This window comes from Algoriphagus halophilus, from assembly GCF_041729275.1.
GTDB lineage: Bacteria > Bacteroidota > Bacteroidia > Cytophagales > Cyclobacteriaceae > Algoriphagus > Algoriphagus halophilus_A.
Map to the genome: position 1 here is coordinate 1,654,698 of NZ_CP146486.1, position 16,255 is coordinate 1,670,952.

A 16,255-nucleotide genomic window follows, 5' to 3' on the forward strand; every position below is an offset into this window, starting at 1 on the left:
TTAAATATCTCCTAATTGGGGTCTGATCACTAGTTCTTCAACAACAGTTTGGGGTGAAAGGTTATAAGCAGACCAAACAGATTCTGCCACATCTTCCGCTTTCATAAATCTTTCTTCGGGCAAGTCGACTCCTTCCCAACTAGCTGTATATGTGGCTCCAGGAAGAATGGAAGTGACTTTTATATGATCATCTTTTAATTCCTCTCTAAGGCATTTGGTCATTCCTAACATCGCCCATTTAGAAATGGCATAACTCCCTCCGTTAGCATAGGCTGTCAGTCCTGCAATGGAGCCCATACTAAAAATATGACCACTTTTTCTGGCTACCATACCAGCTATTAACGCACGAGTTAAATAGTAGGCTGAGTACAAATTGGTATTCATCATCAGCTCAAAATTACCTTCTGGTTCATCCAAAATTGCTCCTGGAAGAAAAACCCCTGTATTGTTCACTAACACATCTGGAACTCCAAAAGCTTTTACTTTTTCGGCAAACTCCGACACTTCTTCTTTTTGGAAAGGTCAGCTTTCACGGCCAAAACATGGATCAGAGCATGATTTTCCTCTAAAGAAGCTCTCAGGGATGCTAACTCCTCTTCATTTCTAGCACAGGTAATCACATCAAACCCTTCATTTGCAAAACGCTCGATAATGGCCCTTCCTATGCCCTTTGTGCCTCCTGTGACCAAGATACTTTTACTCATTTATTTCGTGTTTTAATAGTTAGTATGACAACTATCTACCTTGCACAAAGTTACATTTTTTTATCAAAATAGAGCTGAAACTTGCATTCTTCCCACGTGAACCAGCCGGTCAAGACCCTGAGAATTTCTACCTTCATACACTAAATTCAATTGCAGGCCTTCCCCTATTTTCTGCAACCAATTCAACGTCCAAGTTACATTGGTCCCTGGAGTCAATGCCTGTAACATTTCATACCCTACAGGAGAGTTGGACACTCCATTATAGTCTATTTGAATCAACTTTAAATTCCCGGATAAAGTGGTTTTAATTGCTTTTGCATACCGTAAGTCTAAAGCTACCTGGTGCAATGCTGCCTTCTCTTCAAACTCCATGTTCTCTACATTCTCTTTATCTGTAAAAGAATATGAAATAGTACTTCGGAAGAAAGGTGATGGCTGCCATGCAAATTCAGGTCCGATGGTTTGTTGATCAATGGTGTAATTTCTATTCTCCAGAAAATCAGAACCAGACTGCCTGTTTCCTGTACTCGCTTGAACCCTCAAAGAAGCACTTGGAGTAAAGTTATATCTCGTATTCAGTTTCCAGTCCTTTTGAATTAAATCTTCAAATCCCCCAGATAGTAATTGCTTCAATTGTGAATCAAACAGAGAGAGATCAAACCCATAATTGGCCGAGGCCCTATTAAAGAAAAAGAAGTCCTGACTACTTGTCGAAGTGAAAGGATATCTTCTCTATCCAAGTGCCCGATAAATGGATTAATTCGATCTCCAAAATCATCAGTAGTCACTTTCTTTTCTATACTTAAACTGGTCGTATTGGAAAACCTTTGCAAAATGGATTTTAATCCACCTGCCTCTTTCCAAGATTGGGGGAAATTGGCTTGAACTCTATAATTCAAAATACTGGTATATGCTTGCACATAGGTATCAGTAGGTACAAAAATTTTAATGTACTGTTTTTCCTCAGGGTTGATCGCTAAATAAAATTCATTCAATTGCTGCACACCATCCCCATTATCATCCCTCCAGGTATGCGTCCCGTCTCCATTAGGTGCAGGCAGAAAAACGAATTCACGTTGAAGCTCCCTCCCATTCCCAATTGCATAACTTACCTCATTTCGAATGACATTTTCACCAAGACTTCCTTCATAAAATAGTCTCCCCATAACATTTAATTCTGAAGGCAATTCTCTTTGTAAATATTCCAGCTCTCTGTAAGTAAAAGTGCTGCTCAAACTATGTTTGGACCATTGCTTTTTAAAGGTGAAATTGGATGTAAATGCTTTCGTGTCGTTTTCCAGCTTTCCAAAATAAGGAGCTCTATCTTCTCTCCAAGCAGCATCCATCAAAAAAGAAGTGGAAAGTGAGTCGTTACTCTTTAAATAGATTAAATGTTGTTGAAAATTCATGGCTGTGCCAAGGATTGAATCACGTCTGGAGTCTCGGAGGGTGTTTCTATCCACAGAAAATTGATATCCGGGGGCCAATAATTTACTCTTGAATGAAACATCCCCTAAGTATCTTATCCAATCCGTTTTCAGACTATCTTTCTGACTATTCAGTTTAAAAACTCCTGTCGCAAATCAATTCTCTTCCCAAGTTGCAAATTCCAATTCGCTGTATGCTGGCTTCCATTGAGCACATTCTTCCTATTTCGAAGGTAAACCCTATAATCAAATCGATTGGATTGGTCTTTTGTTAATGAGACCTGGGTCCAAAAAAATTGTTCCTGTGCTGCGAGTTGCAGGTCCTCTTGGGTCAATCCCCAATCCCTGTCAAATTCAATGTATCTGAATCGATCAATGAACTTAAAGTTGGTGGAATTATATTCCAGTTCTGTCTGACCTGAAAATTGATACCCATCTAGCCATTTCAGTTTTCTGTTTTCCGATTCCAACCCTATTTTCCAACCTAACCCTTGATTATCTGCATCGTCCAGGTCTGAAAACAAATTTTTATCTAAGGAAGAAAGTGCCAACTCCGTATATACTTTTTCATGGGATCCTAATTTCACTCGGGTCCCTGCAGTCACCATTCTTTTACTATCAGGTGATGCCAATTGGCTTAAAATGGAATAATCCCCCTGGGGCTGGCCATTGACAGGAGTTACATATTCGTATACTGTACCATTCGCTAATTGACTTTTCCGACGGTAATCCCCATTGCCCAGCCCAACTTGGGAAAATGAAAGGGCAAAATGAGCTAATTCTGGATCTGTGGAATATTCATAATAAATGAATGGCTCTCCTTGACTATCAAAGCCTTGTATTTTTTGATATAGAATTCGATTCTGATCAAATGCTACGCTATCAATTCTAGGGATGAATGCATTTTCTGTTTGATCTCCCACAGAGGCCAATAACCGAAGCTCTTCTTGGCTAAATTCTGTAAATAAGGGTCTATTTCTATTATCTTTTTCCTGGTAATAATTCATATAAACATCCACAGAACCATTACTCTGGGTGTGGTTTGCTCCTAAAATTGAGCGGCTATAGTTCCGTTCAGCATATTCAAAATCAACCCTTACTCTAGAATATTGAGTGATCAGCACATTGGGTGTAAAGGTGATTTCAGCCTGATTATAATCAATTACATAATCCGCATTAAACCCTCTTTGTAATTGCTTTCCATCTAAAAACACGCGCTCCGAGTTTGCCATGATAATTACGAACCGCTCATTTTGGGGACCTTGAATCCGGTAAGGCCCCAAGACTCCTTCTAAAATAGGGAGCTGAATGGAAGCAAATTTTCCTTTCGCGATAGAAGCAAATCCTTGTGAACTTGCTTTCCAATTTCCCTTCATCTTGTAATTAGAGGTAAACTGAAGTCCTTGGACATTTTTGTAATACCTCAAAAACTGTGACTCCCGTTGCTGGAGGACAACATCTCCTGCCGCCAAACTAAAATCATCATTATATAGCTCAATCAAAACATTATCAAAATCCTGGATTTGTTGAGTATTTCCCTCAGGTTGAAAAGGGACATTTTGGTCTGTTATACTGGCTCTGATTTTCAAGTTATCCGAAATACTTCCTTCCAACTGTAAGTTCAAAGCCGAATTGACAAATACATTTTGGGTATTCCCAAAAGAAATCCCACGGGTCAGACTTCCTGATTTATAGAGATCCGTACTTGGAAAAGTTCTTCTCTAAAATCAAAAGTTGGAGACTCTAATAATCGAGTATCCCGAAATTGGGCCATCGAATCATAGTCCGCAAGTAACGTTCTTCTGGCCACAGCTTGATCTAGGCGAATAGAGAATGTCTGATAACAAATATTGACAGAATCCGGCAAGGATGCACCCCGGAAAATCACTTGAAATTCATTGGTATTGAGATCGTATTGAAAGGCATAGGTTTCTCCATTACTCCCTTTCACGCGAATACTTTCTTCTAAAATCGAAAGTGAATCAAGTATGGCTGGCTGGACATAATCCGAACTTTTCACCCATAGACACTTTTCCTGAGCTTTTGCAGATGCAAAGAAGCCAACTAAAAGTACACAGGAAACAATCCATCTATGCATGTTCAAATTAAAGCCCTTTTCCCTTCAAGGTAATAAAAAGGAGAATTTATTCGAGTAATGGAAAAGTAAGATAAAAAGTAGTCCCGACATTCATTTCCGTTTCAAACCATATCTTACCTCCCGCAGTTTCGACTCCGCTCTTTGCTATTGCCAATCCAAGTCCTGAACCCTGGCTCTTAGTACTGAAATTAGGAATAAAGATTTTATCCCTTAATTCCGGAGGAATGCCATTTCCATTATCAGTAATTTCAAGAAATACTGCTTGGTCACTCATCCATAGCCAAATTCTAATCTCTGGCTTTTTACCTGATTCCACCGCTTGAACTCCATTGATAATCAGGTTGGCAATGACTCTTCCAAATAATTTATCATCTCCAATAATAGGAATATTATCGGTGTATGAATCATCTTTAAATGTCAAATCCAATCGTTCATCATTTTTAAACAATTCAATCACCTGATTCAATACTTCCTTAAAATTCATCAAGTCATTCTTTGGAAGTGGCATTTTGGCAAAAGTGGAAAATGAGGAAGCGATTCCACTTAATGCATCAACCTGATGGATCAACGTCTCCAAAGATTTCTTCAGACGCTCATGATCATCTAACTGGCCGGCACTTTGCAACCTCAATAAATGCTGCAAAGTCAACTTCATAGGAGTAAGAGGATTCTTAATTTCATGTGCTACTTGCTTGGCCATTTCTCTCCAGGCAGATTCCTTTTCTGTGGATGCCAAGACTTTTTTACTGGATTCCAGCTTGAACAACATGTTATTGTATTCATTTACCAATAGTCCAATTTCATCCTTGGACCCCCAATACATGGGTTCATTATTTTCCAGGTTTGTCGTTTTTAGTTTTTGGGTTAACAACTTAAATGGAAAAGTCAGGTTCTTGGAAACAAAATAAGAAACGATCAAGAAAAGGATAAAAATCACTACAAATGCATTAAATATATTACTCAACACGTCCGAAATCAGTGAATTCAATTCCGCTTCAGATTCAAAGAAAGGAACAGCCAAGATTCCTAAATTGCTTTGACTGTTTGTAGAAGGTATGGACAAATAAACTGACTTATAAATCAGCTTCCCTATTTTTTCCTCCGCCAAAAAGCGAGACTGATTTTTCTCTTCAATTTCTGAAATAGCGACAGGGTTTATCCAATTAGAAAGAATCTTTTTATCGAAAATATTAGGTCTGTTGGAAGCTTGTAATTTCCCTTCCCCGGTGTAAATATGTAAGTCACTTGCGATGGTATTCGCTAAGTTATTTACCTCTTCATTCAAGACCTCTCGATCTACATCTTCCGCCCTTTGATTATCAAAAAACTGGTCAAATTACCCCGAATTAAATTCGCTTTCTGAATATACTGCCTATCCAAATCCTCCCGATAACTGTTAGCCAATAAACCAATGGTAATGATGCTGATTATGATGATAGGAAAAAAGAATGCAAAATTCAGGTAGAGCTGAAGCTTGGTAGAGTAATTAAATTCAAATTTCTTGTAGCCTTTCAAAAAGGTATTGATCAATATCGTGAGGAAGGTCAGAAACACGAAGGCAACAAAATACAAGGAAATGTTTCCGAAAAAATGGGATAATGTCCTGTTTGGAGATGAAATGATAATTAAATCCTCTCCATTTCGAATTCCAAAGTGATGATATCGTCCAACATGAATTCCCTGCTCAAACAGCTTTTCTTCCCCAAATCTTGAGGTTAATGCTTGGGACAAGTAATTAAAGCTTCCTGTGTTTCTAAGAAGCTCTTCTCCTCTAAATACTGCATAATCATACCGGATGGGGTCTAATCTTTCAGAATATTTTTTATCTAAAAGCAACTTAGGATAAACACTAGTCGGTTGAACTCTCAATTGGTTCAACTCAAGAAATATTGTACCCAATGAAGCATTGTCCTTTGATAAAGGGATAAAGGCAATGAATTGATTTCCATTATTCCCATCACTACCTCTTATGAAATAGAGATCTTTGACAGAGGTAGCAAAATCACTATTTATATATTTAAGCCTTAAATCATTGAGACTTCCCAAATCTAACCCTCCCTGCATTTGCTGTCCAGAGGAGGAATAAATCCCTACTTTCACCTCAAACTGATCGAAATAATTATCTAAATATATTTTTCTGATTTTGGTTTCGATGGGATCTTTGGAAAGCAGGGGATCTCCCATCCTATTTTGAATAAATAAATCTGACTTAATCCTGGTAAATATTTCGCTGAGGAAAAATTCCGTCATGACATCATTTTCAATCAAGTTTTGATTGGCAAATCTGATTTTTGACTGGATCAATTGATTTCGCTCTGTTTGAAATGTACTGATCCCACAAATCCCCGCAGTAATTAAACAAGCAAAAAAGAAGGTCAAGAATGTATCAAATCCGAGCTTAAAAACATTCCTAAACAATTCAAAACGAATAACTAAGGCAATCAGTAGTAAATGAATTAACCAAACTACTGCTCCCCAAATACTAAAAATCAATAAAACACCTGCGACTGGTAAGCCCAAAATGAGTAATCCTTTGTATAATTCGGCTTTCTTCTTGGCAACTTCCAAAATAAGACTAATGAAAGTCAGGGAAATCAACACATATATTGCTCCCCATAGAAAAAGGATTAAAAAGCTCAATCCTTTAAACCAATCAAAAGAAGGTATTGAACTAATATCCAATGCCCATTGGGAGTTAGATATAATATCTCTTGGAAGTACCCAGACCATCCACAAGGCCATGGAGCTAATGGCCAAAATTATAATTCCAAATACTCTTATTTCAGTAGCTTCTTTCAGGGACTGAACCTTATACCTCATTTCTTGAGAAGCCAAGTGATAAATGATCATCCCAAAAACAATCACCGAACAAACAGTATTGAGCAATAAATCGCCAAGACTTGGGTTCAACCATGAGGAAGCATAATTAGCTGGGTCAAAAAGTGAGATATTTAAATAGCTCCCAGGAAAATCCAATAGAAGCATGATTAACCTAAAAGCAATCAATACAATAATAGCATATCCGATAGCCTGCCACCGATGTTTTTTATTCCATTTGCCTCTTACAAAATCAGAACTTAAAAGGAAATAGAGTAAAAATACTGAAGTAAAAAAATGAGGATAGCTGGGTTCGCTAATCGATCGGCTGGCTGATAGCCAAATAAGAAATCTATCCCAAATATAGGAATACCACCTGGATTTTTGACTTGATATCTACCTTCCTCGGCATTGGTAAAAAGCGTAAACCTATTATTACCAAAAATCTCAGGGTTGGCTCCAGTTACCAGGTAATCATTTTCTATATTCCCCGGATAAATAAGTCGTAAGGCCTGCACCATTAATACCGGGTCTCCATTCCTACTAATTTGCCGGACTTTGATCAATATTGATCCAAAAGGGTCTTCAATTAACTGATATTCTTTATCCTGATCAATTTGTTCAAAGTCAAAGGAAAAGGTAAAATCCGACCAATAGATTAAATCTCTATTAGAATTCAATAAAAAGTAAGGATGGATATTGCCAGACGATTCCATTCTTTCAAAAGAAATAGAATCAGTAGACCGGACATTCATTAGAATTTGAATAAAATCCTCATCGAATTCACGATCTACTTTTTGGATTTTTTCCTGTAGAGTTTCCAAAAAACGTTCCTCATTGCTTTTTTGAAAAAAAGAAATTCAGAATTAAGACGGCAAGTAGAGAGAACACGCTGACCAAAATGACCAAACGTCGGGATTCATAGCTCATTTATGCTAAAAATATAAAAAGCAAAGCCTGTATCAAACTTTGCTCCCTGTTAGGCATTAATGAAATGATAATTTCGCCTTTTTCTTTTTGGCAGCTCTATACCAAAAAATCCAATGACCATTGCCATTAAATAAGGCATTACAAATAAGTATAGAATTCCGGCATTCAAACCGGCACCAATACTCGTCTCCCCATTCGCAACATTATTTTCAACAGAAGCCCTACACATCGCGCACTGCGCAAATGTATTTACCTGTATCAATAAGAAGATGGTAAGAAGGAAGAATATCTTTACTAATCGATTCATCATACCAATTTACGATTTTTAGCCTATTCGGTTTAGTGTAAATAATAGGGACTGATCATAAAGTAAACAATCACACCTGTAATCGTCACATATAACCAGATAGGATAGGCAAATTTAACCAGTTTTCTGTGTTTTTCACGCTGGTCTGTCAACCCATAATAATAGGCAAACAAAATCGGGAACAAAGCGATTGCCGCAAAAGCAATATGAGTCAACAATAAGGTGTAATAAACCGGTCGAATCCAACCCTCTCCTCCAAAACTTGTACTCTCCGCTGCACCATGATAGACGACATATGAAACCAAGAATATTGCACCCAAAATAAAGGCAATACTCATGGATGCTTTATGATAAGCAATATTTTTTTGCTTGATAAAGATTAACCCACAAATTAATGCGATAGATGCTGTCGAATTAATTACAGCATTTAAGTGAGGGAGAAAATAGACCCATTCACTTCCTACATCTACTTTCGCAGGCATGAATAATAATACCGCTACAGCTAAAGGAATTATAATAGAGATCGTAATGATCCAGTTTTTTACCTTTTTCTCATCTTGCAATAAGTTCGGTCTACTTGTTTCCATGTAATAAAATCTTTGTTTCAAGCATTAACAAATCAACATCCTCTCTTGAGGTTCCACTATAATAACCTCTAATTCTGCCCTGTTCATCTACTAGAGTAAACTTATCACTGTGAATAAAGTTATCAGGAATTCCGTTCCCATCGATTGTCGGAATAATAAATCCACACCTTGCCAATTTATAGGTTTCAAGTTTGTCTCCGGTTAAGAAATCCCATTTCCCAGCTTGGACATGGTGATCGTCAGCATATTCCTTTAGGATTTCAGGAGTATCAAATTCAGGGTCTATACTAATTGAAAAAATCTGAACATTTGGTTCATCTCGAAACATATCATAAACCCGCTCCATTTCTTGGGACATCACTGGACAGATACTTGGGCAAGAAGTAAAGAAGAAATCAACTATGGTAATCTTCCCTTCCATTTGGGCTTTTCCTACAGGCTGTCCTTCTTGATTGGTAAAGGTGAACTCAGGAATATAATGCTGAGTGGTGTCTCCTTGAACACACTCGCTAAATGGACTGTCAGTCCCTTTTTGATAGAGTATTGGAATTTCATAGGTATTAGTTCCAAAACCCTTAAGAAACATGAATATCAAAACAGGTATCAATAGTATGCACACCAATACCATCCCCTGCAAAATCCTTATTCCTCTCATAATATTGTATTTACAAAAAGAAGGTTGAAGTGTTTCTCTTCAACCTGTACTTTTTTTCTATTTATTTTATGATTACCAGCGCATCATGAAAATCTCAGAGCCTTCTTTAGCAAGCGCGATAAGTAACCAAATCAAAAACACCAAAGGAACCATAATAGAGTAAAATAGTGGTTTCACTTCATCTCCTAGGTGCATAAATTCAAGCATGATATATCTGGCTTTCCAAATTGTCAAAACAATAAATAGAAAGTACAATAACAAACCTCTTGGCATTGTAAATGCCATGATAAATTCAGCTACCGTGATTGCCAAAAGGATACCAGCAGTTTTCCAGATTTTTTAATTTTCTCGTCGTTACGTGGTTGAACTTCCAGCGTAGATTTATTTTGTTGAATTTCCATATCTCGAAAATTTTAATGCTTAGATAAGATAGAATAAGGTAAATACGAATACCCACACCAAGTCTACAAAGTGCCAGTAAAGACCAATTTTCTCTACCATTTCGTAATGACCTCTTTGATCATAAATACCTACTGCCGCTTGATAGAAGCATAAGAATAAAAGGAATACCCCGATTGTTACGTGGAAACCATGGAATCCAGTAATGAAGAAGAACAACTGGGCAAAAGACCCAGGTCCATATTCGTTCACGGATAAATTAGCCCCATGTACTACTTCTGTAACCAATTGATTAATGGAATTGATGAAGGTCATGGTGCTTCCTCCATCAGTACCATGAATGAAGTGATTCCATTCCCAAGCCTGACAGCCAAGGAAAGTTGCTCCTCCAAGAATGGTCCAAAGTAACCATTTCACTACATCGTTTCTATCATTTCTGTGTCCAGCTTCTACTGCCAATACCATGGTTACAGAAGATGAAATCAAAATGAATGTCATAATCCCAACGAATACCAAAGGCGCATGAACACCATGTACAAATGGAATGGCATCAAATACCAATTCTGGAACTGGCCAATATTCATTGGATCCAACGAATTCCCCAGCAGGACCAGCATAAGCAGGATAACTTACCCTTATAGAAAGATAAGTAATCAGGAATGCAGCAAAAGTGAAAATGTCGGAGAGTAGGAAAAACCACATCATAAGTTTTCCATAGCTGGCTTTAAGAGGTTCATTACCACCTCCCCAAACGCCTCTTTTTGAGCTTACTCCAATAGCAGTAGAATGCGCAGACATAAATTATCGGTTTGTACTATAGTTATTTTAATGATTCAAAAGCAAAAACATAAACAGGTAAAGCCAAAGCCCACCTAGAAAATGCCAATATGTTGTAGCCATTTCCATTCTGACCATGGCCTTTGAATGAATTTGGTATCTAAAACTCGAAATTAATACAATAATCAGAAATATCACACCGCTGATCAAGTGAAGAGCATGAAGTCCTGTAAATACATAAAGAAAGGATCCAGAAGGATTCCCTACAAAGAAAACCTCTTCGTCAACCAAGGCTACCCAAGAATACCATTGCCCAACAAGGAAAGCAATCCCAAGAATTACAGCGCTGGCCAATCCTATTTTCAAACCCAACATATTATCCTTCTTGGCAGAATAATATCCATACTGAAGAAAGACACTACTCAATATTACTATTCCAGAAGTTAACCAAAATATCTGAGGTAAATCATATTCAAGCCAATTCCCTTCCGACTGCCTTACAATATAGGCAGATGTCATCGCCGCAAAAATCATGACCACAGTCACCATGAACAACCAAAGAGCGAACTTCTTGGCATGCATGGAAATAGGCTGCTCTACTAAATCAATATACTTCAACTCATGTTCCATCTCAAGGTAATTTATCTAGTAAATAAGCAATTTGAACGATTGGCAAATACAAGAACGAGCCAAACATAATTTTTAAGGCGGATTTTCTTGAACAATCCCTCATCAAAGAAAATGTTTGAGCTAAAAACAACACCCCACAAACGGTTGCAACTATTCCTGAATTCAGTCCCGTTAAACCAAAATAACTTGGCAATAGTCCCAAAGGCAATAAAAATAAGGTATAGATCATAATTTGAATAGCAGTATTCAAATCCTGTCCTCCTCCACTAGGTAATAACTTAAACCCAGCTTTTTTATAATCCTCATCACTTACCCAAGCAATTGCCCAGAAATGAGGGAACTGCCAGATAAATTGAATTCCAAAGATGATTAATGCCTCATAGGAAATAGCCCCTGTAGCAGCAGTCCAACCTAACAAAGGTGGCATTGCTCCTGGTATTGCACCAACGAAGACAGCAATAGGGCCAACTCTTTTCAATGGAGTGTAAACAAAAACGTACAACACCATGCTTAGCACCCCCAACCAAGTAGTCAAGGGATTAGTATACATCCAAAGCAAAGCAAGACCAATAAAGGCAATGCCAAAGGTAAACCAGTAAGCCTCAGTAAGGGAAATAATCTGTAAAGGAAGAGGACGGTTTTTGGTACGCTTCATCAATTTATCCAAATCCCGTTCCATGATTTCATTTGCGGCACCAGAAGCACCACTAATTAGAAAACCTCCTAATGCTAATCCAAGAAAACTGGACCATCCAAAGGAACTTCCTGAATCACCTAAGATGAAACCAAATACAGCAGAAAATGTAACTAAAGCAGACAATCTGAATTTTAACAATTCATAATAAGCCTTTGCTCTAGTGATAACCAAGTGGTAAATACTCTGGTCAGTTACTCCAACTGTCCTCATTATCAATTTGAATTTAATCGATACTGTTTATGCTCTCGCAGTTGTAGGATCAAGAAATATTGAATTCCTACTATAATTGTCCCAATCACTAAGTGAATGGGTTGAAGAAATGCTGGAATCGCAAAATATGCCATTCCCATTCCCGTGGCAATTTCAATAATCACCAAAATCATCAATAATTGAGACCATAAACTGATGTTGGAACCTCTCAGGACATATTTATAAGCCCAAAAGAAATACAACATATGTACTCCCAATAAGATGAGTGAGAAAGATCTATGAATGATAAATGGTAAACCCAATTGTTCAATCCATGTTCCTCTCAACATATTCCCTAGAGCAAAAGAAATTTGATCGATCTCTTCCCTCACCTGCGTACCCAAAACAACTTGAATGATCATCAGGATGAGAGCAGCGATTAAAACCCATTCAATCTTTGCGGGAACATCCATTACTACACCTTTCCCCTCTTTTAATTTACCTGAACGATGATATAAATAGATCAACATCAAAACCAGCAAAATTGCAAGCATCATGTGAAAGGTAATCATCCAAGGAAGTAGGTTTGTAGAGACTACCAAAGATCCTATCCAACCCTGAAACAAAACAAGAATCAAAGAAGCTATTGCAATAATCGGGATCCATTTATCTAATTTCCAGATAGGAAAAGATTTCCATACTGTTAAAATGATAAAGAACCCAATCAGTACACCCACCAATCGATTGATGTATTCAATCCACGTTTTCAGCGGATTGAATTCCTGTTCTATCAGAATAGATTTGTCATTTGCTATGGCTTCTGCCGTTTCTACAAATCCAAGTTTTTCAAGGGTAGCCACAAACCTTTCGTTTTTGGCTATTCTTTTTGAAGGTATATTTCTTGGTAGTTGTCTGGAAGTTGGTTCACATTTGTAGGAGGAACAACACTTCCAAAACATTTCGGCCAATCAGGACAGCCCATACCAGAACCGGTAGTTCTGACTATCCCACCAACTAAGATTAGGAAATAAACAGCTATCACGGTCAGAAAACTGACTTTGCGAAAGCTGTTTATTTTTTTGTTAGTGCTTTGATTCATTAGCTACCAAACCCTCTTCCTCATCTTTCATAATCTCCATCTCTAATTTCACTTGCTCTTGTTCATGTGGCAAGTTAGACTCAGGGGTAGCTGAAAGAGGTACTGTTTGAGGGATGAAATCTTCCTCTGCACCTGGCTTAGAATAATCGTAAGGCCATCTGTAAACAGTAGGAATTTCACCAGGCCAGTTTCCGTGACCAGGATGCAATGGAGTAGTCCATTCCAAAGTAGTAGATCTCCATGGGTTCAAAGAAGCTTTGCGTCCTCTGAACATGCTATAGAAGAAGTTGAACAAGAAGATAAACTGTGCAGCAAATGTGATGATTGCAGCAGCAGAAACAAACATGTTCAAATCAGTATACATATTTGCGAAATCGAAGTTGGTCCAAGAATAGTATCTTCTTGGGAATCCGGCGATTCCGATGTAGTGCATTGGGAAGAACACCATGTAAACTCCTACAAAGGTCAACCAGAAGTGGATGTACCCTAACTTTTCGTCCATCATTCTACCAAACATCTTAGGGAACCAGTGATACACACCCGCCAAAAGACCGAAGAATGATGCAGAACCCATTACCAAGTGGAAGTGAGCTACAACGAAATAAGTATCGTGCAATTGAATATCAATCGCCGAGTTTCCAAGGAAAATACCTGTTAGACCTCCAGAAATAAAGAAGGATACCAGACCTATGGAGAACAACATCGCAGGCGTAAAGATCAAATTACCTCTCCAAAGCGTAGTCAGGTAATTAAAAACCTTTACCGCTGATGGAACCGCAATAATCAATGTCAAGAACATAAAGATCGAACCTAAGAAAGGATTCATTCCTGATACGAACATGTGGTGAGCCCACACGATGAAGGAAAGGATCGTGATTCCCAACATGGAAATGATCATCGCCTTGTAACCAAAGATTGGTTTTCTTGAGTTGGTGGCAATTACTTCAGAAGTAATACCCAAAGCAGGCAATAATACTATGTAAACTTCAGGGTGTCCTAGGAACCAGAATAAGTGCTGGTAAAGAACCGGACTACCTCCTGTATTTGGAAGAGCTTCCCCATTGATATAAATATCAGATAAATAGAAAGAGGTACCGAAGCTTCTGTCGAAGATCAACAACAATGCTGCAGCTACCAATACTGGGAAGGATAACAAACCAATTACTGCTGTCAAGAAGAATGCCCAGATAGTAAGTGGAAGTCTTGAGAAAGACATACCTTTCGTTCTTAGGTTAATAACTGTAGTGATATAGTTAATACCACCTAACAACTGAGACGCAATAAACAAGGTCATTGAGGTTAACCATAAGGTCATCCCTAATCCAGGACCAGGAATTGCTTGTTCCAAGGCAGATAAAGGAGGGTACACAACCCAACCACCCGCTGCAGGACCAGTAGGAATGAATAAGGAAATAAACATAAGCACTCCGGCCATAAAGAAGAACCAGAATGAAAGCATGTTCATAAATCCAGATGCCATGTCACGTGCACCAATTTGAAGTGGAATAAGGTAATTAGAGAAAGTACCACTCAAACCAGCCGTCAATACAAAGAATACCATGATGGTACCGTGCATTGTTACCAAGGCCAGGTAAAATGTTGGGTCCAAATGACCTGCATCATCCAACCAACCACCTAAAATTGGTCGAAGGAATTCAAGGCTCATTTCAGGAAAACCTAGTTGTAATCTGAATAGAATGGATAAGAGTCCACCTATCAAAGCCCAGAAGATACCTGAAATCAAGAACTGTTTACCGATCATTTTATGATCAGTACTAAATAAATATGTTGTTACAAAATTACCATGATGCTCATGATCGTGATGATCGTGCGCTGTGGTATCATGATTTGCGACAGATGCTGTAGACATAATCTATAATTTTGTTAATTACCTTCGCTTAATTATTTTCTGCAAGTTCCTTTGTCTCAGCTTGAGTACCTTCTGCCAAGGCAGGGTTCATCTGAATAAAAGACTTTTGTTCTGCATACCATTTCTGGTATTCACCTGGCTCCACCACTTCAATAATCTTTCTCATAGAGAAGTGACCACGGCCACAAATCTCAGTACAAGCGATTTCATATTGGAAGTCAGGATTTCCAGTTTCCTCACGCATTTCGGCTGTAGTCTTTGTTGGCACAAACCAGAAACGAGTTGGCATTCCAGGAACTGCATCCATTTTCAATCTCATATGAGGAGAGAAAACTGAATGAAGTACATCTCTAGCTCTAATTTTGAAAAGCACAGGCTCTCCTTTAGGAATTACTACTACAGGAGATGGAAAATCATCCATTGAGTTCTTATCTGTAAAGTCTATTCCATGCGCATTAGTAGCAGAAGTTAATCTGTAATCATAATCTCCTAACACATTGTCTTTACCTGGATATCTTACATCCCACTGGAACTGAGATCCCATAATTTCAACTACATGGGCATTTTCAGGCGCTGGAGCAGTTATATCGGACCAAGCCATCCAACCGGAAATAACCAATAGGGCTAATACCACACCAGGAACAGCGGTCCAAATAATTTCCAGTTTGTTATTATCAGGGTAAAAGAAGCCTTTCTATCTTCCTTGTATTGGTACTTGTAAGGGAAGATAAACAATAGCACATGCGTAATCAGGAATACAATTCCAGTTACTGCCATTGTAATCCAAAACAAACGATCCGTCACAACTCCATGCTCAGAAGCAATGGGTAATTGATAGGTATCAAATTCCTTGATGGAATACCAGAACATTAAGAAACCGGTACCCAGCATAAATAGAATAAATAAAATAGCATTTACCTTATTGCTACCTGTAGCGATCTTTTTATCAGATCCTTTTACTACAGATACCAAGGTTTGAATTCTGTACACCATCCAAATAATGGATAGTAATAAAAGAACTCCTACTCCGATCAGAAATCCGTACATAGCTTAATTTTTTCGGCTAATA

At 38.1% G+C, this 16,255-nt stretch carries 16 protein-coding genes and 3 pseudogenes; all 19 read right to left on the reverse strand.

Annotated elements, in window-relative coordinates; genetic code table 11:
• Positions 1-704, reverse strand: a pseudogene (locus V8V91_RS08920) (SDR family oxidoreductase).
• A 63-nt stretch (positions 705-767) separates the two neighbouring features.
• Entirely contained in the window at positions 768-1,337 is a 570-nt protein-coding gene (locus V8V91_RS08925) for a hypothetical protein (protein WP_373399758.1), read from the reverse strand.
• A complete protein-coding gene (locus V8V91_RS08930) occupies positions 1,334-2,113 on the reverse strand; it encodes a hypothetical protein (RefSeq protein ID WP_373399759.1) in 780 nt (259 codons plus the stop codon). The genes V8V91_RS08925 and V8V91_RS08930 overlap by 4 nt, the downstream gene beginning before the upstream one ends.
• Before the next feature lie 149 nt (positions 2,114-2,262).
• Positions 2,263-3,756: a hypothetical protein gene (locus tag V8V91_RS08935; RefSeq protein WP_373399760.1), complete on the reverse strand. Its 1,494-nt coding sequence runs from the start codon at positions 3,754-3,756 to the stop codon at positions 2,263-2,265.
• A 50-nt stretch (positions 3,757-3,806) separates the two neighbouring features.
• The gene (locus V8V91_RS08940) at positions 3,807-4,229 is read right to left on the reverse strand and encodes a hypothetical protein (RefSeq protein ID WP_373399761.1); all 423 of its coding nucleotides are present in this window, start codon (positions 4,227-4,229) and stop codon (positions 3,807-3,809) included.
• Positions 4,230-4,275: 46 nt separating this feature from the next.
• Complete coding sequence (locus V8V91_RS08945) at positions 4,276-5,514, reverse strand: PAS domain-containing sensor histidine kinase (RefSeq protein WP_373399762.1); 1,239 nt, start codon at positions 5,512-5,514, stop codon at positions 4,276-4,278.
• A gap of 11 nt (positions 5,515-5,525) precedes the next feature.
• A complete protein-coding gene (locus tag V8V91_RS08950; protein WP_373399763.1) occupies positions 5,526-7,214 on the reverse strand; it encodes a hypothetical protein in 1,689 nt (562 codons plus the stop codon).
• Between the two features lie 92 nt (positions 7,215-7,306).
• Positions 7,307-7,870, reverse strand: coding sequence for a hypothetical protein (locus V8V91_RS08955; protein ID WP_373399764.1), 564 nt, complete (start codon positions 7,868-7,870; stop codon positions 7,307-7,309).
• 155 nt (positions 7,871-8,025) lie between these two features.
• Positions 8,026-8,286, reverse strand: a complete 261-nt coding sequence (locus V8V91_RS08960; RefSeq protein WP_373399765.1) for a hypothetical protein — start codon at positions 8,284-8,286, stop codon at positions 8,026-8,028.
• A 29-nt stretch (positions 8,287-8,315) separates the two neighbouring features.
• Positions 8,316-8,870 carry a DUF420 domain-containing protein gene (locus V8V91_RS08965; RefSeq protein ID WP_373399766.1) on the reverse strand — a complete coding sequence of 185 codons (555 nt, stop codon included), beginning with the start codon at positions 8,868-8,870 and terminating at the stop codon, positions 8,316-8,318.
• The gene (locus V8V91_RS08970; RefSeq protein WP_373399767.1) at positions 8,857-9,525 is read right to left on the reverse strand and encodes an SCO family protein; all 669 of its coding nucleotides are present in this window, start codon (positions 9,523-9,525) and stop codon (positions 8,857-8,859) included. The genes V8V91_RS08965 and V8V91_RS08970 overlap by 14 nt, the downstream gene beginning before the upstream one ends.
• 72 nt (positions 9,526-9,597) lie before the next feature.
• Positions 9,598-9,926 (reverse strand): annotated as a pseudogene (locus V8V91_RS08975) (cytochrome C oxidase subunit IV family protein).
• Positions 9,927-9,945: 19 nt separating this feature from the next.
• A complete protein-coding gene (locus V8V91_RS08980) occupies positions 9,946-10,722 on the reverse strand; it encodes a cytochrome c oxidase subunit 3 (protein WP_373399768.1) in 777 nt (258 codons plus the stop codon).
• A gap of 27 nt (positions 10,723-10,749) precedes the next feature.
• Entirely contained in the window at positions 10,750-11,331 is a 582-nt protein-coding gene (locus V8V91_RS08985) for a heme-copper oxidase subunit III (RefSeq protein ID WP_373399769.1), read from the reverse strand.
• 1 nt (position 11,332) lies between these two features.
• Complete coding sequence (cyoE, locus tag V8V91_RS08990; protein WP_074226467.1) at positions 11,333-12,238, reverse strand: heme o synthase; 906 nt, start codon at positions 12,236-12,238, stop codon at positions 11,333-11,335.
• 2 nt (positions 12,239-12,240) lie between these two features.
• Positions 12,241-13,077, reverse strand: coding sequence for a heme A synthase (locus V8V91_RS08995; protein ID WP_373399770.1), 837 nt, complete (start codon positions 13,075-13,077; stop codon positions 12,241-12,243).
• Between the two features lie 17 nt (positions 13,078-13,094).
• Complete coding sequence (locus V8V91_RS09000) at positions 13,095-13,316, reverse strand: heme A synthase (RefSeq protein ID WP_373399771.1); 222 nt, start codon at positions 13,314-13,316, stop codon at positions 13,095-13,097.
• Positions 13,300-15,186, reverse strand: a complete 1,887-nt coding sequence (locus V8V91_RS09005; protein WP_373399772.1) for a cbb3-type cytochrome c oxidase subunit I — start codon at positions 15,184-15,186, stop codon at positions 13,300-13,302. Before V8V91_RS09005 ends, V8V91_RS09000 begins: the two co-directional genes overlap by 17 nt.
• 28 nt (positions 15,187-15,214) lie before the next feature.
• Positions 15,215-16,233 (reverse strand): annotated as a pseudogene (locus V8V91_RS09010) (cytochrome c oxidase subunit II).
• Between the last annotated feature and the right edge of the window lie 22 nt (positions 16,234-16,255).